Annotated in this window: 23 protein-coding genes; 9 read left to right on the top strand and 14 right to left on the bottom strand. The window is 39.7% G+C overall.

Annotated features, from left to right (window positions below):
- The first annotated feature begins 119 nt into the window (after positions 1 to 119).
- The 5 genes from FUT79_RS00700 (at position 120) to FUT79_RS00680 (ending at position 5882) form a co-directional block, all read left to right on the top strand.
- Complete coding sequence (locus FUT79_RS00700) at positions 120 to 797, top strand: TP0733 family outer membrane beta-barrel protein (RefSeq protein WP_024752876.1); 678 nt, start codon at positions 120 to 122, stop codon at positions 795 to 797.
- 11 nt (positions 798 to 808) lie between these two features.
- Positions 809 to 1816, top strand: coding sequence for a hypothetical protein (locus FUT79_RS00695; protein WP_024752875.1), 1008 nt, complete (start codon positions 809 to 811; stop codon positions 1814 to 1816).
- Positions 1809 to 4007, top strand: coding sequence for an AAA family ATPase (locus FUT79_RS00690; RefSeq protein WP_024752874.1), 2199 nt, complete (start codon positions 1809 to 1811; stop codon positions 4005 to 4007). The genes FUT79_RS00695 and FUT79_RS00690 overlap by 8 nt, the downstream gene beginning before the upstream one ends.
- A 628-nt stretch (positions 4008 to 4635) precedes the next feature.
- Positions 4636 to 5361, top strand: coding sequence for a helix-turn-helix domain-containing protein (locus tag FUT79_RS00685; protein ID WP_148889194.1), 726 nt, complete (start codon positions 4636 to 4638; stop codon positions 5359 to 5361).
- Between the two features lie 8 nt (positions 5362 to 5369).
- Positions 5370 to 5882: a hypothetical protein gene (locus FUT79_RS00680; protein ID WP_148878587.1), complete on the top strand. Its 513-nt coding sequence runs from the start codon at positions 5370 to 5372 to the stop codon at positions 5880 to 5882.
- Positions 5883 to 6637: 755 nt separating this feature from the next.
- Here FUT79_RS00680 and FUT79_RS00675 read toward each other — a convergent pair.
- The 5 genes from FUT79_RS00675 to FUT79_RS00655 are packed head-to-tail and all read right to left on the bottom strand — an operon-like array spanning position 6638 to position 10966.
- A complete protein-coding gene (locus FUT79_RS00675) occupies positions 6638 to 7231 on the bottom strand; it encodes a DUF6115 domain-containing protein (RefSeq protein ID WP_002700598.1) in 594 nt (197 codons plus the stop codon).
- Between the two features lie 4 nt (positions 7232 to 7235).
- Complete coding sequence (locus tag FUT79_RS00670) at positions 7236 to 7577, bottom strand: hypothetical protein (protein ID WP_024752873.1); 342 nt, start codon at positions 7575 to 7577, stop codon at positions 7236 to 7238.
- The gene (locus tag FUT79_RS00665; RefSeq protein ID WP_024752872.1) at positions 7558 to 9525 is read right to left on the bottom strand and encodes a FapA family protein; all 1968 of its coding nucleotides are present in this window, start codon (positions 9523 to 9525) and stop codon (positions 7558 to 7560) included. Before FUT79_RS00665 ends, FUT79_RS00670 begins: the two co-directional genes overlap by 20 nt.
- Positions 9526 to 9535: 10 nt before the next feature.
- Positions 9536 to 10324: an RNA polymerase sigma factor WhiG gene (gene whiG, locus FUT79_RS00660; RefSeq protein ID WP_002700592.1), complete on the bottom strand. Its 789-nt coding sequence runs from the start codon at positions 10322 to 10324 to the stop codon at positions 9536 to 9538.
- Between the two features lie 45 nt (positions 10325 to 10369).
- Positions 10370 to 10966, bottom strand: coding sequence for a hypothetical protein (locus tag FUT79_RS00655; RefSeq protein WP_002700590.1), 597 nt, complete (start codon positions 10964 to 10966; stop codon positions 10370 to 10372).
- 577 nt (positions 10967 to 11543) lie between these two features.
- On the opposite strand from FUT79_RS00655, the gene FUT79_RS00650 reads away from it, so the two are divergent.
- Complete coding sequence (locus FUT79_RS00650) at positions 11544 to 12227, top strand: hypothetical protein (protein ID WP_002700584.1); 684 nt, start codon at positions 11544 to 11546, stop codon at positions 12225 to 12227.
- Between the two features lie 185 nt (positions 12228 to 12412).
- On the opposite strand, the gene FUT79_RS00645 is transcribed toward FUT79_RS00650, so the two are convergent.
- The 3 genes from FUT79_RS00645 to FUT79_RS00635 form a co-directional block, all read right to left on the bottom strand.
- On the bottom strand, positions 12413 to 13591 hold the full coding sequence (locus FUT79_RS00645; protein ID WP_148889193.1) for a Gfo/Idh/MocA family protein: 1179 nt from the start codon (positions 13589 to 13591) through the stop codon (positions 12413 to 12415).
- Between the two features lie 214 nt (positions 13592 to 13805).
- A complete protein-coding gene (locus tag FUT79_RS00640; protein ID WP_148879331.1) occupies positions 13806 to 14087 on the bottom strand; it encodes a hypothetical protein in 282 nt (93 codons plus the stop codon).
- A 121-nt stretch (positions 14088 to 14208) separates the two neighbouring features.
- Positions 14209 to 14754, bottom strand: a complete 546-nt coding sequence (locus FUT79_RS00635; protein ID WP_002700580.1) for an STAS domain-containing protein — start codon at positions 14752 to 14754, stop codon at positions 14209 to 14211.
- A 256-nt stretch (positions 14755 to 15010) separates the two neighbouring features.
- Between FUT79_RS00635 and FUT79_RS00630 the strand changes: the two genes are divergently transcribed.
- The gene (locus tag FUT79_RS00630) at positions 15011 to 15733 is read left to right on the top strand and encodes an rRNA methylase (RefSeq protein ID WP_002700578.1); all 723 of its coding nucleotides are present in this window, start codon (positions 15011 to 15013) and stop codon (positions 15731 to 15733) included.
- On the opposite strand, the gene FUT79_RS00625 is transcribed toward FUT79_RS00630, so the two are convergent.
- The 6 genes from FUT79_RS00625 to FUT79_RS00600 form a co-directional block, all read right to left on the bottom strand.
- Positions 15720 to 16847, bottom strand: a complete 1128-nt coding sequence (locus FUT79_RS00625; RefSeq protein WP_024752868.1) for a sigma 54-interacting transcriptional regulator — start codon at positions 16845 to 16847, stop codon at positions 15720 to 15722. The genes FUT79_RS00630 and FUT79_RS00625 overlap by 14 nt on opposite strands.
- A gap of 766 nt (positions 16848 to 17613) precedes the next feature.
- Complete coding sequence (locus FUT79_RS00620; RefSeq protein ID WP_024752867.1) at positions 17614 to 18363, bottom strand: WecB/TagA/CpsF family glycosyltransferase; 750 nt, start codon at positions 18361 to 18363, stop codon at positions 17614 to 17616.
- Positions 18345 to 19115 (bottom strand): RsmE family RNA methyltransferase, encoded by a 771-nt coding sequence (locus FUT79_RS00615; RefSeq protein ID WP_024752866.1) that lies wholly within the window; start codon positions 19113 to 19115, stop codon positions 18345 to 18347. The genes FUT79_RS00620 and FUT79_RS00615 overlap by 19 nt, the downstream gene beginning before the upstream one ends.
- 2 nt (positions 19116 to 19117) lie before the next feature.
- Positions 19118 to 20599, bottom strand: a complete 1482-nt coding sequence (locus FUT79_RS00610) for a S41 family peptidase (RefSeq protein WP_044634782.1) — start codon at positions 20597 to 20599, stop codon at positions 19118 to 19120.
- Positions 20600 to 20669: 70 nt separating this feature from the next.
- The gene (gene ybaK / locus FUT79_RS00605) at positions 20670 to 21140 is read right to left on the bottom strand and encodes a Cys-tRNA(Pro) deacylase (RefSeq protein WP_024752864.1); all 471 of its coding nucleotides are present in this window, start codon (positions 21138 to 21140) and stop codon (positions 20670 to 20672) included.
- 629 nt (positions 21141 to 21769) lie between these two features.
- Complete coding sequence (locus FUT79_RS00600) at positions 21770 to 23425, bottom strand: ABC-F family ATP-binding cassette domain-containing protein (protein WP_024752863.1); 1656 nt, start codon at positions 23423 to 23425, stop codon at positions 21770 to 21772.
- 232 nt (positions 23426 to 23657) lie between these two features.
- Here FUT79_RS00600 and FUT79_RS15665 point away from each other — a divergent pair, with 232 nt between their 5' ends.
- Both FUT79_RS15665 and FUT79_RS00595 read left to right on the top strand, forming a co-directional pair.
- Positions 23658 to 23789 carry a hypothetical protein gene (locus tag FUT79_RS15665; RefSeq protein WP_269410050.1) on the top strand — a complete coding sequence of 44 codons (132 nt, stop codon included), beginning with the start codon at positions 23658 to 23660 and terminating at the stop codon, positions 23787 to 23789.
- On the top strand, positions 23767 to 23952 hold the full coding sequence (locus FUT79_RS00595; RefSeq protein WP_024752862.1) for a hypothetical protein: 186 nt from the start codon (positions 23767 to 23769) through the stop codon (positions 23950 to 23952). Before FUT79_RS15665 ends, FUT79_RS00595 begins: the two co-directional genes overlap by 23 nt.
- The last annotated feature ends 39 nt before the right edge of the window (positions 23953 to 23991 follow it).

Here is a 23991-nt window from a genome sequence, read left to right as displayed (position 1 = left end):
CGTAACTATTCAATAGTATAACGGTTAGTGTAGTAAGAAAAGCGGTTTATAAAAGTTTTTACCCGGGCATTCCTTTGTTTCAATAGACATATAAATAAAAAATGAGGTATACTAATTAAATGAAACGCATATTCTTTGTTTTAATTGTTTGGTTTCTTTGCTTTACTAATCTTTTTTCAGAAGAAATTTCCGAGCAGGAAACTACTGTGCAAACAGAGCCTGCCGATGATACCGCCAACAAAAAAGATAGTTCTGCTTTGGATAAAAAAGATGAAAAACCTGAATCCATTGCCGTTTATGAACCGATTAGAAAAGGCGACCAATATATGAAGTTGGGAATTACCGTCGGCTTTCCGCTTTTTAACACTTCCCCCGAAAAATTTGCCGTAAACCCGAAAATACATCCGGGCGGCGGTTTTTTCCTTGGATATGCTTACTATTTAACTAAAGGCTTTTCCCTCGGCGGTGAAGTTGAATTTCAATTTTACCCGACATTGGGAAAAAACCTTTATTTTTCCGTGCCGATTGTTTTTAATATCGGGTATACTTTCGCAAAAAACAGATTGCGTTTCCCTTTAAGCTTCGGTATCGGAGGAAATTTTCAAGCATGCAATGCGACAAAATATTTTGCAATGCTGTTCAAACCTGCCGTCGGATTTTATTACCAATATCTTCCCGAATGGTCTTTTGGCGGCGATATCGCATGGAATGTAATTCCTCAATGGTATAAAGAAAAAAAATATAATCGGACGGGCAATTTTCTTACGATTAGCATCGGAGCACGATATCACTTTTGATGGAGAAAAAGATGAAAATGAAAAAATTTTTAGCAATTATTATACTGTCCATTATAACTATCGCAACTTTTTCCTGTAAAAACCCTCCGATATTTGCAGCCATCGAGCAGGAAATTAAACTGAAACCGGCATCTATGCGGGGAATAGTTCGCTCTATCGCTGCTTACGGTTCCACCCTCTATACATCAGACGGTGAGTTATACACAAAGAAATTAGGCGAAAAAGGAAAATGGGAAAAGACATCTGAATTTAAAAAAATTACCGGCTTAGCTTCGGACGGGAATACCGTTTATGTCGCAATCGTGGATAAAGGTGTTTTTACTGTCGCCGGGATTCCTATACAAGGCAGCGAAAAAATTCAAACTGTCTTCGGAGATAATAAAAGTGCTGCGTATGGAGTAGAAAAAAAAGGTTCAAACTCAAAGGTGTACAAGATTTCCGGAAATACGCTCGATTCGACCGGAATGGAAATAGAAGGAGCAATTAAGGCGGCAACAAAAGATTATCTTATTTCTACTAAAGGAGCGTATAAAGCCGGATCGGCATTAACCGGAACTCCGGTAAAGCTGCAGGACGGCGTGCAAGTAAATGCAGACCTTTTTGTGCTGACACTTGAAAAGCTTTATGCATATAATAGCGGCACTCAAAAATGGGCTTCAGTAGAACATACCGTGCCTGGCGCCGCTTGCATGACATATTGGGAAGATAAAAATATCTTATTGATTGGCGGCGCAAGCGGATACGGTGAGGTACAACTTGACTCTTCCGACCTAACAGATTTAACTAAGTCAAAAGTCTATAAAAGTGCAGGTATGTTCGACGGCTCGTCAACACCGAAAGAACACGTCTTACAGTACAACAACATGCTAGGTAAATGGACGATAACCAACATTGCCATATTCCCCATCTCCGATCCAAATAGATACGTTGTTTACGCCGGCGTAGGAGACCCTAGCACACGATATTCAGGCTTATGGGGATTTTATAATCCGGAACAATTAGAATGGAACCGTGAATAAGGATTTATTTGCTTCTGCGCAGGGCGGGCATGAGCCGCTTGCAGCGCGCATGCGTCCGCGTAATTTAGATGAATACATCGGGCAAGAGCATATTGTCGGAAAAGGAAGACTTTTGCGGCGAGCAATTCAGGCGGATAGACTTTCGTCCGTTATTTTTTTCGGGCCGCCCGGCACCGGAAAAACAACCCTTGCCCGAGTTATTGCAAATCACACAAAAAGCAATTTTCTCAGTTTGAATGCGGTGCTTGCCGGCGTGCAGCAAATCCGCGAAGCGATTTCCAAAGCGGAAGAAAACAAACAGCTATATGACAGACGCACCATTCTCTTTGTGGACGAAGTACATCGATGGAATAGGGCGCAGCAGGATGCGCTTTTGCCCTGGGTAGAAAACGGCACTATCATTTTTATCGGCGCTACAACCGAAAATCCTTTTTTTGAGGTAAATAAGGCGCTGGTAAGCAGAAGCAGAGTTTTTCAGCTGACAGTTTTAACCGATTCCGACCTTGCAAAAGCAGCGGAAAGAGCTTTAACCGATACCGAGCTCGGATACGGAAAATGGCGCATTCAATTTGAGGAAGGGGCGCTTGAACATTTGATTGCAACCGCTTCGGGCGATGCACGGAGTTTGTTAAATGCGCTTGAGCTTGCCGTAGAAACTTCCGTACCGGACTGGCCTCCGCCTACGGGTGCCGAAATACTAATTGATATGCAAACCGCGGAGGAAAGCATTCAACAAAAAGCGGTACTGTATGACCGCGACGGCGACTACCATTACGATGTTATCAGTGCGTTTATAAAATCAATTCGCGGAAGCGACCCCGATGCGGCAATGTATTGGCTTGCGCGAATGGTTGCGGCAGGCGAAGACCCGCGCTTTATTTTCAGACGGATGCTTATTTCAGCGTGCGAAGATATCGGACTTGCCGACCCTCATGCCCTAACCGTTGTGGTAAGCGCAGCTCAAGCATTTGACCGCGTAGGGCTCCCCGAAGGGCGATACCACTTAACACACGCAGCCTTGTATCTTGCCACTTGCCCGAAGTCCAACACCGCCTTTGCCTTTTTTGATGCTTTGGCAAAAGTGGAAAAAGAGAATGCTGAAATACCAAATCATTTAAAAGATGCTAATAGAGATTCGGAAGAGCTTGGACACGGAAAAGGTTATTTATATCCTCATGCGTATAAAGACCATTGGATTGCACAGCAATATCTTCCCGATAATCTTTCGGGGATTGTGTTTTATCAGCCTTCCGATCAGGGATATGAAAAACAAATTCAAGAAAGAGTTTTAATGCAGCGTGAAGCGCAAATTGCAGCTTTAACCGAGCGATCTGAAAAAAATGATTTTCAGTCAACCTTTGACCAAGACGATTGGAAGGTGCGCACCGAAGCAAGTACCGCAAAAATGCTTGAAACAATTCGAGACAAGCTTTTTACACTTGCGGAACTGCAAGCAAACAGCCGCGTACTCATTTATCCGGCGGATGATAACCTTTTGATTTGGACTGCCATGCGCAAAGCGTCCGACGGGTGCACAGCGGGGATTTGTGTGCAGCAGCAAGGCTACGATATACTTACCCAATATGCACAAACATTAGATGAGTTGAGCCGGCCGAGCTTTGCCCTGCTTCGCTCCGAGACTTCAATTTCGCAGCTGTTTCCCGATCTTTCGTTTGACATGTTGCTTTCTTACAATCCATTTAAAACCGTTAATGAGATGAAAGTTTTTTTTGAGCTTTTACGCACGGCCGATTCAAACCTTGAAAAAATACTTTTTTCGGTAAAACTGCCGCAAAGCGGTTTGAGGCTTTCGTCGCTTCTTTTGGAAAACAAAAATCTTTTTGCGGGACAAACAGAACTGCTTTGCTCCTTTGCGGCGGCGGAAAAAGCTTTTTACGAAAATCCGAGCAATGAACTTTTTAATTGGACAGATAAAACAATTACTGCCCTTGCCCAAAAAATGAATTTTCATATTTTGCAAGAAACAATCGAATACACCGAAACAAGACTTATATCACAAAAGAGTATTGAACGCTGGTTCGCCCCCGATTCCGCATACGGAGCCGCAATTCCGAAACAGCCGGGTGTTGATATACAAAAAATTCTTCCGCTGATAGAAACCCTCTGCAAAAAACCTTTGCAATTCAAAACTGAAATCGCATTTTTTATGATTAAAATGAGTGATGAGTAAAACCGCCGGGCACCTTAGCGCAGGTACTTTTGGTTTAATAACAAATCAAAATTGATCGCAATACTGTTAGCCTTCTGTAATTAACCCCTGTTACACTGATCAAGACAGCAACAGGCGGCTTGACGGATTTAGCATTTTTATGTGGTAACCCGCATGGGCGTTAAGCAATATTTAAAAGCATCAACAGTGAATTACAAAATTGAAGCTTTTAAACTCGCAGCACTGATTTAATCAAGAATACTAAAAATCAGTGCGTGACGGTGGTTCTAAACAGAATTGAGTTTGAAAACTACCACAGCTATATAAACAGGAGTTTTCAAACTCATAGGTTTCATTTTGCCATGGACGGCAAAATGAAACCGTTGTGTCGAGCTCTTTTTTTATAAAATTCTTTATGTTTTGTATTAGATGAGTTAAAAACTAATTGAAGATATCAACGGAACGTTATAGTAGTTTTTAAACATCATTTTGCGCAGTTCTGATTGTAATTTTTACATCTGTAACAAAACGAAGTCAATGAGTCTGTCTTTAATCTGTGATAATTTCACCCCTATAAGTTTTCAATAAATATTTCACCCCTATATTTTACCGAGGTGAAATTATTGACTTGTTACACTAAACTGGAGGAATGAAATTATTTATGAGCATTGATCAAATTACACGAGGACATGTTATCGCCAACTGCTTAGAAGGGAGATGTACGGTACAACAGGCTGCGCTTCGATTAAACCTTTCACGAAGACGCGTACAGCAATTAAAAAAGGCGTTCAAAGAAAAGGGTTTAGCAGCAATGCTGCATGGCAACAGTCAGCGTCCCTCTGCAAAGAAGACCTCGAAAGAAATTGAGCAGCGATTACTTGCGCTGCGAAGCGATCCCGCATTGTCAAAAAGCAATTTTTTGCATTTTCATGAAATAGTAACTGAAGAATATCAATTGCAGCTGTCATATTCGACTCTGCGCCGTATTCTGTTATCACATGGAATTTATTCACCAAAGAAAAGACGAACACGAAAGAAGGTGCATAAAACGCGCAATAGAAGAGCTTGCTTCGGAGAGCTGTTGCAAGTGGACGCAACTCCGTTTCCTTGGTTCGGCGGGAAAGAAAAATCCGCATTACATGCTTTTATTGATGATGCACGCGGAATGATTACCGGTCTTTATTTATGCAAAAACGAGTGCCTGCTCGGATATTTAGAAGTTCTGCGGCAGACACTCGAAAATTATGGACTCCCCGCCGCTCTTTATCCGGATAAGTGTAGCGTTTTTTTTGTTAATGCAAAAAAACAGTTATCCATTGAGGAGCAATTACAAGGAACCAAGGAACACAATTCGGCAAAATTATCAAGTACTTAGGAATCGATATGTTCCCGGCTCATTCATCACAAGCAAAAGGACGTGTTGAGCGATTATGGCAAACATTACAAAGCCGACTCCCTGTTGAATTTGCACGACGTGGAATTACAACCATAGAGCAAGCAAATCAATTCTTAAAAGAGTATATCGGTATTTTCAACAAACAGTTTGGTGTTCCTGCCTGCGATTCATATTCAATGTTTGTACCGACGCCAAAAACACTCGATCTTGATAAACTGTTGTCATCGGTTATTACGCGCAAGCTTTCAAGCGGATCTACCATCTCAATAAAAAACAATTTGTTTAAAATTGAGCAGAATAAATTCGCAGCAGGCGCAATGGTAAATGTATTGATTTCACAAAAACATGGTATACGCGCTTTAATACATGATGAATTCTATCCGATTGTACCGCTCGATGATATATACCGAACCGATACGGTTGGACGAACCGGAGACCTGCCTCAAGTAGTTATTGACTTGATTTATGAATTCTTACTTAAAGATGCAAAAGCAGGATAACTCGATGTGTTAAGGGGTGCAATTTTCATTGCAAAATTAACCCCCTTTAGGGGTGAAATATTCACTGGTTATTGACATAGCCGAAAAACTCATATAGGAAACAATAACTCCTGCCTGTAAGCAGCGTTTTCACTTGTTGCCGATAGGCATGGTTCCAACGCCTCATACCTCCTCAAACATTCGGATTTTAAAAAAGAGTCCGACACGACGGTTTTATTTTGCCGTCCATGGCAACACCAAACCTATGAGTTTGAAAACTCCGAGTACGCTGTGGAACCACCGCCGTCCATGGCGGGTCTGATTGTAATTTTTTGATTTTTTATTTACGTAGCTACGGTGAGCAAACTTACCATAGTAATAAAGGCTTTTTCGCTCATGTATTGCATACAGGACGCTAAGTCAACTCCACATCCCGTTGTTTGAAGGTTTGTAAATTTCAAAATTTTGCTGGACACTCTAATACAAACAAGCAAAACGTGCAAACAAAGTGATATGAAAACTCCTCCCGCTGCTCAAAATAATTTTACCTCTAAAATAATATTGAATAAGCTCTGTATATTTTGCTAGTGTAGCGTTTTGTAATTAGCTTCCTGTTATACAAATTGGAGCACTAACAATGCGGGAGTGCGGATTTAAGCATTCCTATGGTAAATTGCTCGCCGTTGCGCCGTGTCGAACTCTTTTTTATAAAATTTTTTACGTTTTGGGTAAGATGTATTAAAAAAATATAATCGACGTATTAAAAAAATGTTATACTAGCTATTAAGTCCGATAATAAGCTGAATTTCTCCGAATGTCATGCCCACCTTATTTGCAATGAATTCAGGAGAAAATCCTTTTTTCGCCATTTCAAGGATTTGCTCATTAACAGTTCCCTGCCCTGTTTTTACCGCATTATCCTGTATAATTCGTTTGGTATAAATAGTAATAGGCTCTTCCTGCGTCTGAGTTTTTTGGGAAGAAGCTGCAAGAGGGGGATTTTCAACCGAAAGTTTGTTTTCCGATCCGAAATTGACTAAACTTGACTCTTTTTGTAGATTTTGGTTCGTTACTTGTTTGTCAAGCTTTTGCATTGTATTTAAAGCGGTTTTATTTATTTCCATTTCTTTATTAAGCAAACGCAGCTTTTTATCAGCTTCTTTTATCGCTTTATCCAATTCAGCCTGCTTAGTATCAAACATAGAAATTGCAAGATCCGCTTCATAACGAATATCTTGGATTAATTTTAATACTTCTTTTTCCATGTTTTTTTGGTACGCGTTCTGAGAAAAAGAATTCGTTATCTTCAAATAGAAAAAGACAAGCATGAAAATATTTATAAAACACAGAATAACTCCCAAAACAAGCATAATCCTATCCTGTTATATCAATTTTTTTACCAAGTGCGGTATCGGTAATATAGTTTTCTTCTTTTTCCTGAGGTTTATCAGCAGCGTCTTGTATCTTTTTTTTCTGCTGTTTGGCATCATCATAGGCATTTGAACTGTTTTCAGAGTTTTCCCGTATTGCTAAAGAACTTTCATCCTCCGCCGGAACTTCCTGTACTGTAGTAAGTCGTTTTTCGGCATCCAGCTTATTATGCTGTTGCTGCTGTTCAGCTATGGCATTTAAAGCTTGATTTTGCGCTTCTTGAGCTCTACCGACTTTTTCCATTTGAGAATACAATGTTTGCAGATCAATAGGCTGAATACCCACTTGGTACCTTCTTAAAATCTTCGTCTTCGTCATTTTGATATTTGCCATACCGAACCAATCCGTTTTCAAGATAAAAGGTTGTTGCTTTACAATCAGCTCGCACGTCTTCTGCAATATCCTTAATAACTATTTTTACTCCCGCATATACATTTCCCGAAGCGGAAATTTTCCCATCTGTTCGCAATGAATCCAGATAGTTTTTAATCTGATTGATTTCCGAAGAAGCTTCTTTAATCTCTGTTTCAAGTAAGTACTTGTTTTCATTCATTTTTACTTCAAGTTCTTGCTTATCTTTTGGAAGTTCTTTTCGGATTTTTTTGAGATTTTCCAATGATTGAAGGTTAAGCTTGATCTCCGCAAGGGAACGCTCGTTGATTACAACTTTTTCTTGTAAAAAGGTAAGTCTTTCCTTACTGCGCGGATCAAAACCAACGCTTAAAATAGTATCTTTTCCGCCAATCGCGCTTCCCAGATTTCTTGCATAAATTGCTTCCGAGGCTGCTATTTTACTGCTAATGATATCCGCTCGCCTGCCTCGGCAGATCACTTTATGATTTGCCATCACATTGGAGTTAATAATACCGTCGGAAACAATAACCATGTCACCGGCTTCAACATTTTCCGTGTTTTGAATAAATTTTGACCAAATTGATTTTCCCGCACGAATACTTCCGCCGTCTTTCCCGATAATTCCCTGACTGACTAAAATATCACCTTCCGCATCGAGCACCGCCTTTCCGACGGTACCTTTTATTTCTATATTGCCTGAAGCTTTCACTTCATATGCGTCTTCAACATTGCCGTTTATCAAAACAGTACCCAAGAACATAATATTTCCGGTTTTAATGGAAACATTACCTTCAACCACATAAATAGGCTCTACATTTATTTTCCCCTTTACCAACAACACTTGTCCGTTTATTTCCGCAATAACCGTTAATCCGTCTTCCGCAAGTTTTGTATGTTTGCCGAGAGGGATAGGAATATCCTCGCCTGAGGTTGCTTCCAAATATTTGCCGGTAACAGTTTTACCGGCAACACCGCGTTCTGCGGGAATTTTTTGTGCAAGGGGCTGTCCTTCCACAACATTCTGAATAAGATTTAGCTCTTTAAAATTTATTTGTCCCGATTTTGTTTCTTGCAAACGAACTCTGGTATTATCGGTTTCAAAATTATAGAGCATTTTTGCATTTTCTCCGTTTTTTGGCGGCAAGCCTTCCGCAATAAGATAATTTTCTCGATATATCGGAGAATCCTGGAATTCCTGAGCTCTCTGTTCATTTATACCGTAGACAACATTGTTTGTTTTAAGGAAAGAAATAATCATATCTGCGGAAACATCCGCCCCCCCGTGTCCCGGTGGCGTTACAACCAGAAAGGCTTTCATTTCATTTTCGCTAATCATTACAGACATCATCGCATCATTGCCAGGCACTCTTTCAAAGGGCGCTATATGAACATATTCTCCGGTTGCCTCTTTCACAATTTGGTTTAAAATATCTTCAGAAGGGACGGGAACGTTACGGTCTCGTATTTTTTCTACCACATCGAAAAGAGTCGCCTTTTTTCCTTTGCCGACAGGTTTTACTACTTTTAGGAAAACGCCTTCCGCGCTGCAATACACATATGCCATTCCATCCTTATCGATTGATACTTCTTTTTCTTCAGATTGAGCACCTGCGACAATCTCCTCGCTTTTAACTTTCGGTTTTGTCCGCTTCACTTCATATGCACGTATTTTCCATTCGCGAGGAGTTAATACAAAAAAACCCGATGCGCCGCGCTCAAGAATTTCATACCCTATTCTATTGCGAGGAATTTGAAGTTGCACTGCCGCATTGTCTATCGCCTCATCAAGCGTTTTTCCGCTTACATCCTCAAAAACGCGCGCAGCATCTTCTTCATATTGTTCACGCATTCTTTCATAAATTTGATTAAGACTTATCATGCGGTTCCTCCTAGCGAATACCTCTTTTTATATTTGTCAGTTTTGCTTTGAGTTTAAGGTTTGCACTGGTATGTATCTGCGATACGCGAGATTCAGTAACCTTTAATACTTTTCCGATTTCCTTTAATGTCATATCCTCGTAATAATAAAGAATAAGTACTTGTTGTTCTCTTTCGGAAAGCTCTTTTATTGCCTCGACTATTACGCGCTTTATTTCTTCACGTTCCACAATAACGTCTGGATTAAGTGATGCGGGTGCTTCTATACTGTCGCCTACCGCTATTTGACCGGAATCTTCTCCGCCGAATTTAGTGTCCGCAAGAGAAATAACACTTGTCCCCGATATTTTTAGCAAAAGCTGGTGATATTCTTCCAAACTGATATTCAATTCAAATGCAATCTCTTCATCAGTGGCTGATCTGCCAAGCTTTGCTTCAATGGCGGCTATTGTGTCTTCTATTTGTTTTATCTGTTGACGAACCGATCGCGGCACCCAATCAATTGAGCGCAACTCATCGTAAATAGCACCGCGGATACGCGTAACCGCATAGGTATTAAAACGAATATTTTTTTCAGGATCATATTTATCAATCGCATCAAAAAGTCCGAAAATGCCATAGCTGACAAGATCGTCAAACTCTATGCTTCCCGGCTTTCCTACCGCAATTTTACTTGCAACATATTTTACTAAGGGAGCATATTGAATGATAAAAAATTCCCGGATTTTTGCATTGCCGGTTTTTTTATACTCCAGCCAAAGTTCTTCTTCCGGTTTATTTTCAAAACTTGTAGTTTCCATGTTTATGTCCTTTTATGCGGGTAATTACAATGTATTGTTATCAGCTTATGTTTCATCGGCCAAAATCGTCCTAATCGCTCGTGCCATATTTTTCGTTTCCGGCACGGATATCTGAGAATCACTTATCGAAAATCCGTTATCGGTTTTCGATTTTGTCAGCTCTTCAAAAGAGTTTGCATTATCAGGCTCATCATGCATAATTTCACTCATGGCAGGCAAATCCTTTAACTCTTCATCTTGTTCATCTGCAATTTGATGATTATCATTTGGGAAGTCTTCCGCCGGTACATCGGAAGCCGATGCTGAAAAAGAGCCATCGCTTTTTTCTTCTGAAGAAGAATTCATATCCGCAGCTTCCTCATTGTCATCAAGATCGTCATCCAAAGTGATGTTGACGGCAGCACCCAAATCGGATTTATTTTCTTCGGGAGTTTCGGGAGAACTGGACTCGGTAAAAAGTTCAGGAAGCACTCTTCGCAGTAAAATAGATACACCGAAGATAAAGCCCCCTGTCATAATACCAAAAACGAGGGCGCGTAAAATGATAACATAAAAACGAATTCCTCCGCTTACAATACCGATTAAAAAAGATAAAAGAAAACCTATTCCTGCAAAAAACAAAGGAGTTTTTAATTTTATCATAAATATAATCCTCCCACTATAATAGATTATGCGAAATTTTATCTCTCGTCAAGGGTTTGTTTCCAGGGCTTACGCATGAACAAGGGGCTATCAGCCCTTGAACCCCGCTTTTAGGCGAAGTAAAGAGAAAATGGCAAAGCTTCGCCCGTGCTGCGCACCACAAAGTTCAAGGTCTTGTAAAATTTATTCGCTTATGCTTCGCATTGAGGGCTTCGGCCGCCCTTAATCTGCCTGCTTGGCAGTTGCTGCTACACAGAGCTTTTATGCTTATACTTCGTGTACTGACCCCCTGCACCAGAGGAATGTAAATTTCAGAACCGCCACGGACGGCGGTGGTTCCAAACAGAAGCGACGTTTTAAAGCAAGACAAGTTGCAAAGCTTTGCCTTTACCCTAAGAACCCACCTTGAAACCAAGGTCGCATGCTTTTTATTGTGCAAATTATTTTCACTGATATCTCACACAATAAGATATAAAAATTTTCATGCCTGCCCTGTGCAAGCCACTGTTTCCCGCTTGACAGATATATAGAAGAGTCTCTATAATTTCCATCTAATTTTATAGTAGGGAGACAAGGGATGAATATTGTACCTAACCGCAGTTTAAGCAGTTTGCACATTCTGCTTGACTGTATATTTCTCGTAATTTTAGCGCTCTATTTGATCCGAACCAAACGATACGCGGCTTTTTGGGCGGGCGTACTCGGCGGGCTCTTATACTTTGTTGTCGATTATGGCGGATTTTATCTTTTGCTTGGAACAAGAAAAGTCGTTGGAGCAAGCCCTTTTTTATTTCTGCTTTGGTTAAGCCTCAGTTATGGATTTACCAATATGGCGTGGGTATGGTTATGGTTTGATGAAAAAGAAAACCGCCGTGAATGGTCTTATCTTATTATTATTGCTTGGTTCACTATAGCAATAATATCCCAAAGAGCAGGCGCATCATGGAATCATATCTCTATTCAACGCGGCACCGGCGGCTATCATTGGATTATGGCTGTTTTTCTTATCGTCGGATACAGCTATCTTATTTTTAAAAATCTTTCCGCCAAAACAGAAGCTGAAAAAGTTGACATTAAAAGTATCCTTTTTATCGGCATACTGGTACAGCTTGGCTGGGAGGCAGTGTTGTTTTTAACCGGCATACGACAAGCAGGCATCATGACACTCATCATTGATTCATTACTGGAAACCAATATGGGCGCTCCGTACCTCTATCTTATTCATCAAGCGGTAAGCGCAAAATTAAAAAAAGAAAGCTAACCGTAAAGCATTCGAGGCGAATTTAAACAGTAAATTTTTATGAGAAAATAACCCCTTGCTGTTGCCCATAAGCACCTTGCTTTTTCCAAGCAAGGTGCTTATGACTTCAGTTGAAACCTGCTGTTATATTGAGTCGCAGTCTTACATGCGAGGTTAATTCAAAAAGGTAAAAACACACACCAGAATTATTCCGGCCTTTGTCCGTTTGTAAAATAGTTGGTAAGTTCTTCAGGAAGAGTCTGTACTTGTTCGGGTTGCGAGTTGTTGCGCAGGGATTCGGTTGCGGCAATACCTGCGGCGACTGCATAAAAGGCGGCGGACGGGTCGATGTTTGCCTTGCGTCCGGTGCGGACAAAGTCGACAAAGCTTTTGACTATTGACGGGTCTGAGCCGCCGTGCGAGCCTTCGGTTTTATGCAGAAAATAAACGGTGTCAGGTTTTTCAAAGGTATCGGTTCTGGAGGTATAGAGTTTGATTGAGCAGTCTCCGCTGTCGCCGATGTTTTCCACACGGCCTTTGGTACCGATAACCGTGTAGTTCCGCCATGCGTCAGGCGTGTAATGGCATTGCATGTATGAGGCTTGTACACCGTTTTGCATTGACATCAACATCATCGAATGGTCTTCCACATCAATTTTTTGCGCAAACGAGTGATCTTCCAACGGCGGCCAGTTCTCTTGATTAAAACTAACCACATGGGTTTCGCCCTCCGCTTGTTTATTCGTGCATCGGTTGTACACCGAAAGTTTTCCCATTGCGGTAACCATCGTACTATGCGAGTTTGCAAGCCAATGAATAACGTCTATATCATGTGCCGCTTTTTGCAAAAGCAATCCGGTAACATTTTTTTGCTGCGAATGCCAGTCTTTAAAATAAGCATCGCCGCCATAAGAGATAAAATGCCTGCACCACACCACCTGCACCTCGCCTATTACACCTGATTCTATAATCTCTTTCATTTTTAGCACTACCGGAAAATAGCGCATGTTGTGCCCGACATATAAAAGACTGCCGGTTTGCTTTGCCGTTTGTAAAATATTCAGGGCGCCATCAATCGTAATTGCAAGCGGTTTTTCCAAATATACCGCTTTTCCTGCCTGCAAGGCGGCAACAGCGTGTTCTTCATGGCAATAATCGGGCGACAAAATAAACACCGCGTCAATATCGTCCTTACGTAAGAGATCGCGGTAATCCTGTGTAACATAAAGGTTTTTGCCGTACTCTTTTTGAAAATTCTCTAATGCCTGCGCGGAAATATCCGCTGCACCAAGCAGATTTACGTCTTCGTTTTGTGCAACATAGCGAATAAGCCCGCGGCGTAAGCCCCAGGCGCCGATAATGCCGATACCTGTTTTTTTGTTCATAAATTCCCCTCATAAAATTTTTTGAAGTATCCTCAGATTTCCAAAAAGGTTTTTCAATACTTTTAAGAGACTGAGTCTGAAAAAGCATAATTAATAGGAAATGTTTTGTCTACCTCAATTTTAAAGGCAAAACTCGACAGATAAAAAGCCCTCGCTATTTCAGACGGCTTTTTATCATACTTCTTTAAACGATTTTTTGCTTTTTTACTGTATTTTATACAAATCGTAAAAAAATTTTATAAAAAGAGCCTGACACGGCGCAAGGGCGAACCCTTGGAATTTCTACTGTTGGTTCGCCAACGAGTTTTGCCTGCTTACGCTGGAGTATCAGGGAAAACATCGTTTGGAATTGAGCAGGGGCGAAGTTTTGAAAATTTACTGTAACTTCGCCTACGAGTTTTAAAGCTTCAATTTTACAGTTTTGTGTTGATGCTTTAAAACATCGTTTGGAATTGAGCAACGGCGGGTAATTTACCATAGTGATACTTGAATCCACAAACCTCCTGCTGATGCTTCGCTCTGCATAACAGAAAGTTAATTAGAAAACGCTACACTATTAGAGCATTAACAATAACCGCTTGCAGATTCAGCGTTCTTATCATGAAAAGCCTTTACTATTAACCAAGCATAACTTGGGCGTTATCATCAATCGCTAAGATGGTTTTACATTTCGAACAACGGAATCTTCCCGGTCGTGTTGCTTTCAATTTTTTTGAACAAATCGGGCAGGCAAAAATTTTTGGAAAAACATTATTTTTTGTCAAAGACCCGTTATTCTTAAAAAAGTTAAGAGCCTCCGCAAGAGAATCTTTTACATTAAAAAATTGAGAGAAGCCTAAAAGTTGGAACACTTCGTATACTTTCGGTTGAATGTTTAAAAGGACAATATCTCCGCCTTTTGGCTTAACTGTTTTTAAAAAGGCGGTAAAAGAGCCTATTCCTGTTGATGAAATATAGTTTAATGCCCCACAATTAAAGATTATTTTGACAAACCCCGCATCAATAACCTTCGTAATGCGTTTTTGAAAATAAGTTGAATTATACGTATCAACGTATCCTTCTAAAAAAATAATAATACAGTGTTCCAAATCGTCAATTATTTGTAAACGCATTTTCAGACTTTCGTCTTTTTCATCATCAAAACCAGGAATAATAGTATTCATATAACTTCAAACCCTTATTTTAAAATATATTTTTCACTAATAACACCATAACATTCAGCCTTGCCGGATTCGATAAATAGGAAAATCAATTTAGAATTTATCGAACTTTTGGAATCAAAAACAGAAGACAGCCGATTATATGAAAAACAACAAGTCGGATGTACAAAAATTGTTGTTTTAGCATAGCTATCTTTATAAATTAAGTATAACACAAAAAGGCTTGACATAACAAGGGTGTTTAGAGAAAAATATTATTATGCTACCTATCATTATTGTTTTGGCAAGACCTGAAAAAAGCAAAAATATCGGATCTGTTTGCCGCGCAATGGCAAACTCCGATTGCGCCGAGCTCAGAATAACGGGCAATGCTTCGGATTATGATCAAGAAGAGATTTGCAGATTAGCAATTCATGCGGATAATATTTGGAAAACCGCCCGCTTTTTTGAGCCTTCGGTTGAAGGACTGCGGCAAGCGGTCTACGATTGCGCTATTGTTGCGGGAACAACCAGAAGAATGGGAGAAAAAAGAAAATCATGGGGGATGGCGCCCGAGCAGTTTGCATCGTTCGCATTTGAGCAAGGCGCCGGAAAAGCGGCAATTGTTTTTGGCAATGAAAGAACCGGTTTAACCGATAAGGAGCTTGATATTTGCTCGCTTGCAATCAATATTCCTTCCGCTCAAAACTTTCCTTCACTCAATTTATCCCATGCAGTACAAATTATCTGTTATGAGCTTTTTAGAAAATTCAGCCCAAGAAAATATGGCTATGAAAAAATATCCATGCAGGAGGTAACGCTCCTTTCCGAAAAAATAAACGAATATCTTTGCCTTGCAGGACTTTTCCGACATGCTGGTAAGGAAGATAACCAACGGTTTATGGAAGAAATTATCGGAAGAGCGGGAATGTCAAAAAAAGAGGCTGCACGATTTGAGAAATTGTTCAAAAAACTTGCCTATATAAAAACTAAAAAAGAATAGCACTTTCATCAATCACCGGATTATCGCCGGTCGCCCATGCTGCTCTGTCAAGACAGTTAAATAACTCCCGAATATTTCCCGGCCAATTATATTTTTCCAGCTTTTTAACAGCTTTTAGACTCAAAGTCTTATGTTGATTTTTAATATATTTTTCTGCTACTACCATAATATCTTCTTTTCTTTCCCTTAGCGGCGGAATTTCTATTCTTATCACATCAATTCGATAATATAAGTCTTCTCGAAATTTCCCCTCCAATGCCATTTTTTTTAGATTTTTATTTGAGGCAGAAATAAGTCTAAAATCCGAGTGTTTTGAAGTTGTGGAACCAAGCGGGTAGAAGGTCTTTGAGTCCAGCACGCGCAAAAACTTCATTTGTAAGTCAAGACTCATGTTTTCAACTTCGTCAAGAAAGAGTGTTCCTTTATTTGCGGCAGAAAAAAGTCCGATTTTTGATTCCGCCCCGGTAAAACTTCCTTTTTCTGTCCCGAAAAGAATGCTTTCCGCAAGGTCTAAGTGAATACTTCCTGAATCAACCGGAATAAAGCTAAAGTTTTTTCTGTTTGAAAACTCGTGGATAAGTTTTGCAACTATCTCTTTTCCTGTTCCCGTCTCTCCTTGTAATAAAACCGCATGAGATGATTGGGCGGCAAGAAAAATATCATACTTTAGCTTTTGTATATTCAAACTGATTCCCCAGAGCAATTCGGATATTTCTTTATCTATTGACGAATCAAGTTTTTTTATAAAAAAGGAATTATAATTATTTTTATGCCTGACAATTTTTTTGTGCAAATCATCAAAAAGATACGGAATTCTAAAACCTGTTCGTATGTTTTTATGTGGCAGTCTTCTTTCAAACGGTAACTCATAAGCACGCGATAGCAAAAAAACAGGAATTTCAGCGTACTCCGCTGTGATGGTTTTTAATACCTTCATAGGAAAAATTTGTGGAATATTAAAATCAAAAAGAATAAAAGAAAAATGATCTTTTTTTAAAGCTTCAATAATATCGGTATTTTTATATACCGGTGTGATATCCCAAAGACCTTCAGCAAATGTTTGAAGCATAAGAACGTCTTCCTCAAATTCCGCAACATACAAAACTTTTTCCATACAAGACTCCTTTTTATTTTTAAAAATTGGAAGCCCAATAAAAAAAAGTACAGCAAAATAAAATTATGTTATTGATTATAATGAGAAATAAATAGTATCAGCGATCTCGAAAGGTTTGGTTTTGCCACGTATGGCAAAATCAGAACGGGCACGGATGGCGGTGGTTCCAAACAGAAACGACTTTTTAAAGCAAGACTATTCGTAAAGCTTTAAAACTCGCACGGTTTGGTTTTGACAAGGACGGCAAAAATCAGAACGGGCACGGACGCCCGTGGTTCCAAACAGAAACGATGTTTTAAAGCAAATCAGCTTGCAAAGCTTTAAAACTCGCAAGGTTTCATTTTGCCACGGACGGCAAAAATCAGAACCGCCACGGATGGCGGTGGTTCCAAACAGAAGCGACGTTTTAAAGCAGGACTATTTGTAAAGCTTTAAAACTCGCAGGTTTTGTTTTGCCACGGATGTCAAAAATCAGAACGGGCACGGACGCCCGTGGTTCTAAACAGAATTGAGTTTGAAAACTACCACAGCTATATATAAACAGGAGTTTTCAAACTCATAGGTTTGGTTTTGACAAGGATGTCAAAACCAAACCGTTGTGTCGGACTCTTTTTATAAACTTTTTATGATTTTTGTAAGATGTATTAAAAAACAGATCAAGTTATCAAAAAAATGTTATAATAGCTTAAAAAATATCGCAAAAGAATCTGAGAGCGGCCTATAAAAGTTATAGTTATGAGGTTTCTATAATTAAGAATAATAAATTTTAAGAGCCCTTATTTGTCCTGAAAAATCGATAGAAAAGTAAGAGCAAGTTATACCAAACATAGCGAAAAAAGTAAAAAATTTTAAAAGGATTTTTTACAATTTGCAGTAAGAATTCTCTGCCGCCTTCAAATGTTTTATCGGATATTCTCTTTTTTTGTTTTGAGAAAATATCAATTACATCAGGATCTTTAATGAAAATTCCGCCGTGCAGTTTAGCTCTATTTCGATATATCCATTTATTGCCGCCTGTTATACCGTTTCCAACAATAACGAGAGAGGGGTTTGATTTTATAATTGCGGAAATAATATCTTTTTCCATGTTTTTTCGATAATATCCGTTAAAGCGTCCGACAATGCTTATTCCGGGAAAAGTAACATGCACGTTTTTTTCCGCCTCAATTACACTTTCCGTCCTGCCCCCGAATAAATACAGCGATTTATAATGAGAATCAATTACATTTAATATTGAAATAATAAAATTAAAGGGATGCCTTCTGACAGGAACCGGCAGTTTTAAAAAGCGTGCTCCTCTAATAAGGCTTTTTGAAATGGGTAAACAAAGAGCTGCATTTTCCAACATCTGCTTAAATTCATAGTTTCTTCGTGCTTTTAATACATCCCAAAGAGAAACAAAGATAATTTGTTGCGGTTCCTCTTTTTCCAGCAAAGATAAAACAGTTGTTTCTATTTCTTCTTCCGGAAGAACATCTAAAGGAACGGTTAAAAAATTTATTCTGGTAACTGCCATGTTTCTCCCTCACTTAAAATGGTGTGTACGGCAGCACAGGCGGTAATAGCCGCCGTTTCCGCCCGCAAAATATTTGTGTGCAAATGTACTGGAATAAATCCCGCATTTTTTAAACCAGTTACTTCCTGCACACTCATTCCGCCTTCCGCGCCTATTGCAATGATAACAGTTTTCGGGCGAGAACTCAAGCAAGTGTGCAGCATTGAATCGGCGGATTTTTTTTCCGTGAATAAAAGTTTTACAATAGAGCTTTTTTGATAGGCTGTGTTTAAATTTTTCAGCGCGCAATCAAGTGTTTGCACTGAAGAAATTTCGGTTTGTATCACTGAGCCGGATTGCTGGCGAGCTTCTTTTATAATTCTTCTGCGCCTCTCTGTTTGCTTTTCATTTTCTTCTTTTATTAAAGAAAATTCTCCCGCTATCGGAATAATACGGGAAACGCCGAGCTCCGTTGCTTGCCGAATGACCGAATCCATTTTCTGCCCTCTGATAAGCCATTGTAAAAGCACAATTTCAAACGGCGGCGGTTGAGTCAAACCTTCCAAGCCTGTTTTTATTTGCAGGTCAAGCTCTTTTTTTTGCGCGCGTATGTCGATGATTTCCGCCGCAACTGTGCCACAGGAAGGCAAATCCAAAATAACTATATCGCCGATTCGTTTACGCAAAACGGTAGCTAAATAATGGTAATCTTTTCCCGAAAGCTTAACTGTCCCGTCAACATCGACCTCTGCATTAACCAAAAGTTGTTTCATTTTTACGATGCTGTTTTTTCCTGTGCTTGCTTTTGCTCAGCCTCATCTTGCAGCATATGAATGGTTTTTGTTTTTTTCAGAAGTTCAAAAATATTGGTGTTTTTTATGATGTCAACACTTTTACGAAGCTGTTCGTCATATTCCAAATCATATACCGGCGGAGAAATGCGTTTTCGATTGTATTCTTGCACAATAAGCCGTTTGAGAAGTTGTACGGTAAGCTTATACTCTTTTGAAAGATTTTTTGCAAAATTTTCTATTTCAGTTTTGTTCAAACTCTTATTTTTTTCCACATATGACGCGATTTTATTGTCCGCAAAAAGTTTTATTAAAGCCGTCTCTTCTTCTTCGGAAAGCTCCGGTGTTTTTATCTCAAAATCGGGGGGAATTCCTTGTTTGTCGATATTGGCGTCGCTTGGGGTATAGTATTTTGAGACAGTCATTTTAAAGCCCTCATCTTGGTTTATGTCAAATATCTGCTGCACCACTCCTTTTCCGTATGTGGTTTCGCCGACAAGATAGGCGCGCTTATAGTCTTTTAATGCGCCTGCAACAATTTCCGATGCGGAAGCTGATCCTTTGTTTATTAACACAATAATAGGCATTGATTGAGGGAATTTAGTCACATTTTTATTTACAGTAAAAACCATATTTTGATTCGGGATTCGTGATTTTGTGGAAACAACCGTACCTGAATCAATAAAAGAGCTGACCACGTTTACAGCGCCGGTAATGATGCCGCCGGTATTATTGCGCAGATCTAAAATGAGTTTTGTGCATCCCCGCTTTTGTAGTTCGACAACAGCTTCTTCCATGCGCGGAGCGGTCAACGGATTAAAGGTGATTAAGCGGACATAGGCAATGTCAGGCTCTATTTTCGCATATTTTACGGTAGGAACTTCTATTTTATCCCGAACAATTGAAAGCGGAAACTCCAAGGATTTTCCGCGTAAAACAGTAATATCAACCTTTGTACCGATAGGTCCGCGCAGTTTACTAAGAATTTCTTCCATTGTTATATCGGCAGTGGAAATATCTCCGATTTTTATGATTAAATCGCCGGGCTGCAAACCTGCCCGCCAGCCGGGGGTGCCTTCAATCGGCGACAAAACTTCCAGATAGGCGGGTTTTTCAGGCGTGGAAGTATTGGCTTTTGTGATTGTTACGCCGATACCGCCGAAAAAGCCCTTAGTAACATCCTGTAAGTCTACTCCGGCGATGCTGCTTTTTTCGATGAAAACGGTGTAAGGGTCTTTTAATGAATTTAACATACCTTCCATTGCACCCTTGTACAAAATTTTTGGATCTACCTCGTCCACATAATATTTTTGAAGCATTTCATACACTTCTTGAATGTTTTTAATGTGAATATCTTCCGTTGTTTCTTGTCGCGGAAAAGCGGAAAGTACCGGGGGAAATGCTAAAACACAGGCAATAATAAAAATTGATGCCATTATAAGTATTCGTATTTTACTCGTTTTCATACTGTAATAGTCTTTATAATTAAAGAAAGTGTCAAGACAGAAGGAAATATTTTTAAACGTATTAAGCGTTTTAGCCGTCGATCAGTTGATGAAATTCCGCATTACAAGCTTTTTGCAAATCTTTCGGATCCAAAACAAGCTGCATTCCGCGCTGTCCTGCGCTGATATATATTTGCTCTTTTTTCAAAGCACTTTCGTCAATATATACGGGAAAGTGTTTTTTCATTCCTATCGGAGAGCACCCGCCGCGCAAATAACCGGTAATTGATTGTAACTCCGCTACCTTAACAGGATTTAAATGAGAGTTTGTGAGAATCCGCACCTTCTTTAAGCTTACCTCGTGCGCTGCGGGAACACAAAACACAAAAACTTCCTTTTTTTCATTCATCATCACAATAGTTTTGTATACAGAATCGGGATCAAGATTTAATTTTGACGCAGCCGATACGGCATCAAGATAATTTTCATCCCATTCATATTCGGTGACGGAAAACGGTATGTTTTTACTTTCCAGAATCCTCATTGCGTTTGTTTTTTTCACGCACACACTATAGGCAAAAAAAAGCCCCTTGTCAAAACCTGCATTGTTTGACTAAAGATAAGACGGAACAGTGTTCTTACAATTCCGCATATTTTTGAAAAAAGAATAAGACTTCATCTCTGTCAATGCCGCCGAAACAGACTATCAAAAGAAGTGAAGCTGTAAAGCAGATTTATCCAAAGGTGTAAAACAAAAGTGATTATATTTTATATAATTGTATAATTTACATAATCATATATATTTTACAAAAAAAATTAAACATAGCAATAAGCCAACAGCTGTTTTTTTTTCTTCTAATAGTGATTTATATGTGCTTACTCTTTTGTGCCAAACGCAAAGAATCTTTAGCACTGTTTATCCGCAAAAGACGTGCCTAGCGCTGGATTCAGCATCCCTGAGGTAAACTGCCCGCCGTTGCTAAATTCCAAACGATGTTTTGCCTGATACTCCAGCGTAAGCAGACAAAACTCGTAGGAGAACCAAAAGTAGAAATTCTAAGGGTTCGCCCTTGCGCCGTGCCGAGCTCTTATATAAAATTTTATATGATTTGTATAAGAAGTATTAAAAACGAATCGACTTATTAAAAAAACGCTACACTAATCGAGGTATCAAAGGAGCGTTACAATAAGCTAAATTGAAATTTTATTTGCAGTCCCGCCGTACAGTTCTTCCCGCACCTTATTGACGTGTTCGTCTTTTGCGTATTCTTCAAACTTCATCATGCGGTCAATAATACCGTTCGGCGTAATCTCGATAATGCGGTTTGCGATCGAGTTGATAAACTCATAGTCATGCGAGTTAAAGAGCACCACGCCGGGAAAGTTTATCAGCGCCTCGTTTAAGCTGGTAATTGCCTCAAGGTCAAGGTGGTTGGTGGGCTCATCAAGAATGAGCACATTGGAGCCGGAAAGCATAAGCCGGCTTAGCATACAGCGCACCTTTTCCCCTCCCGAAAGTACCTTCACGGGTTTTAACGATTCATCGCCGGTAAAAAGCATTCTGCCCAAAAAACTGCGGATATACGATTCGTCCTGATCTTCGGAAAACTGCCGCAGCCAATCGGTTATATTTAAATCGGTTTTAAAATATTCCGAATTGTCTTTTTTCAGATACCCATACGTAATGGTTTGCCCCCAAAACACATCGCCTGAATCCTGTTGTTTTTCGCCGGTAATAATATCAAAAAGAGCGGTTTTTGCGTTGTGTTCCTGCCCGACAAAGGCGATTTTATCGGTTCTGTTTATCACGAGGCTTAAGTTTTTTAAAAGCACCGTATTTTGCTCATCGGAATCTTCTTTTGCAGTATACGAAAGTTTATCCAGCGTAAGTACATTGTTTCCTATCTCGCGATTAGGTTTAAAATGCACATAGGGAAATTTCCGTGAAGTAACCTCAATCTCTTCCAGCGCAAGTTTGTCATATACTTTTTTCCTGCTGGTTGCCTGCCTGCTTTTTGCCGCATTCGATGCAAACCGCAAAATAAATTCGCGCAAGTCTTTCATTTTTTCCTCGCGCTTCTTTTGCTGGTCTTTTGCCTGCCGCTGCATAATTTGACTCATTTGATACCAGAAATCATAGTTTCCCGAATAGAGGCGGATTTTCCCGTAATCAATATCGCAGATATGCGTGCAAACATTATTCAAAAAATGCCTATCGTGCGAAACAACAATAACAATATTGGGAAATTCAATCAAAAATTCTTCAAGCCAGCCGATTGACTCAAGGTCAAGTCCGTTTGTCGGCTCGTCCAATAAAAGAATATCCGGATTGCCGAACAAAGCTTGGGCAAGCAGCACGCGAATTTTCTGACTTTCATCAAGCTCATTCATTTTTCTGTCGTGATTTGACTCATCCACACCGAGTCCCGAAAGCATTTGCTCAACCTGATTTTCGGCTTCCCACCCGTTCAGATCCGCAAACTCCCCCTCCAGCTCGGAAGCGCGAATGCCGTCCTCTTCCGAAAAATCCGGCTTTTCATAAATTGCTTCGCGCTCTTTCATAATCTCATATAATTTAGGGTAGCCCATAAACACCGTATCTTTTACGCTATACTCATCAAAGGCAAAATGGTTTTGCTGCAATACGGCAATGCGCTCATTTGAAGTGATATCTATTTGTCCGCTGTCATGCTCCAGCTCTCCCGAAAGGATTTTCAAAAACGTTGACTTCCCCGCCCCGTTTGCGCCGATTATACCGTAACAATTCCCATGCGTAAACTTAAGGTTAACATCCTTAAAAAGCGGTCTATCTGAAAAATTTAAACTTAAATCACTTACTGTAATCATGGGCGCAATAATAGTATAAAAACCTAAGAACCGCAAGAGGCGAATTTAAAAAGAGAGTCCGACACGGCGCAACGGCGAGCAATTTACCACAGGCATAAACGGATTTTCCTACTAATACGTGCCTGATTTTGGAGTAAGTAGGAAATATAGGAAAAATTATCACAGATTAAAGACACATCAAAACGGGAGCTTTACAAAAGCAAAAGATTGGTATAAGGTGAGAGGTACGGCGATGTTGGTAAATGAAAACGGAATGGAATATATTGCCGAAATACACTGGTACCAATGTAAAAACATCGGAAAGGTTGAGCTTAAAAGAAAACGAATTATAAAGGTGATACATGAAGGTAGTAAACAAAAATAAAAAAGATATTTGGTTTCAAGATAAAGAAGCTTACGAAGTAATAGCAATAGAAGGCGATGATTATCGTATAGTCGACGATTCCGGAGAAGACTATTTATATCCAAAGGTTTTTTTCGATATTGTTGATGACAGCCCCATACCGGAACCGGAAAATAAAAAATAAGTTTAAATTTAAAAACATATTATCTTCTCAATATAAAAA

Origin of the sequence: Treponema phagedenis (assembly GCF_008153345.1) — a bacterium.
GTDB classification, from domain to species: domain Bacteria; phylum Spirochaetota; class Spirochaetia; order Treponematales; family Treponemataceae; genus Treponema; species Treponema phagedenis.
This window is presented reverse-complemented; position numbering and strand designations above follow the sequence as displayed.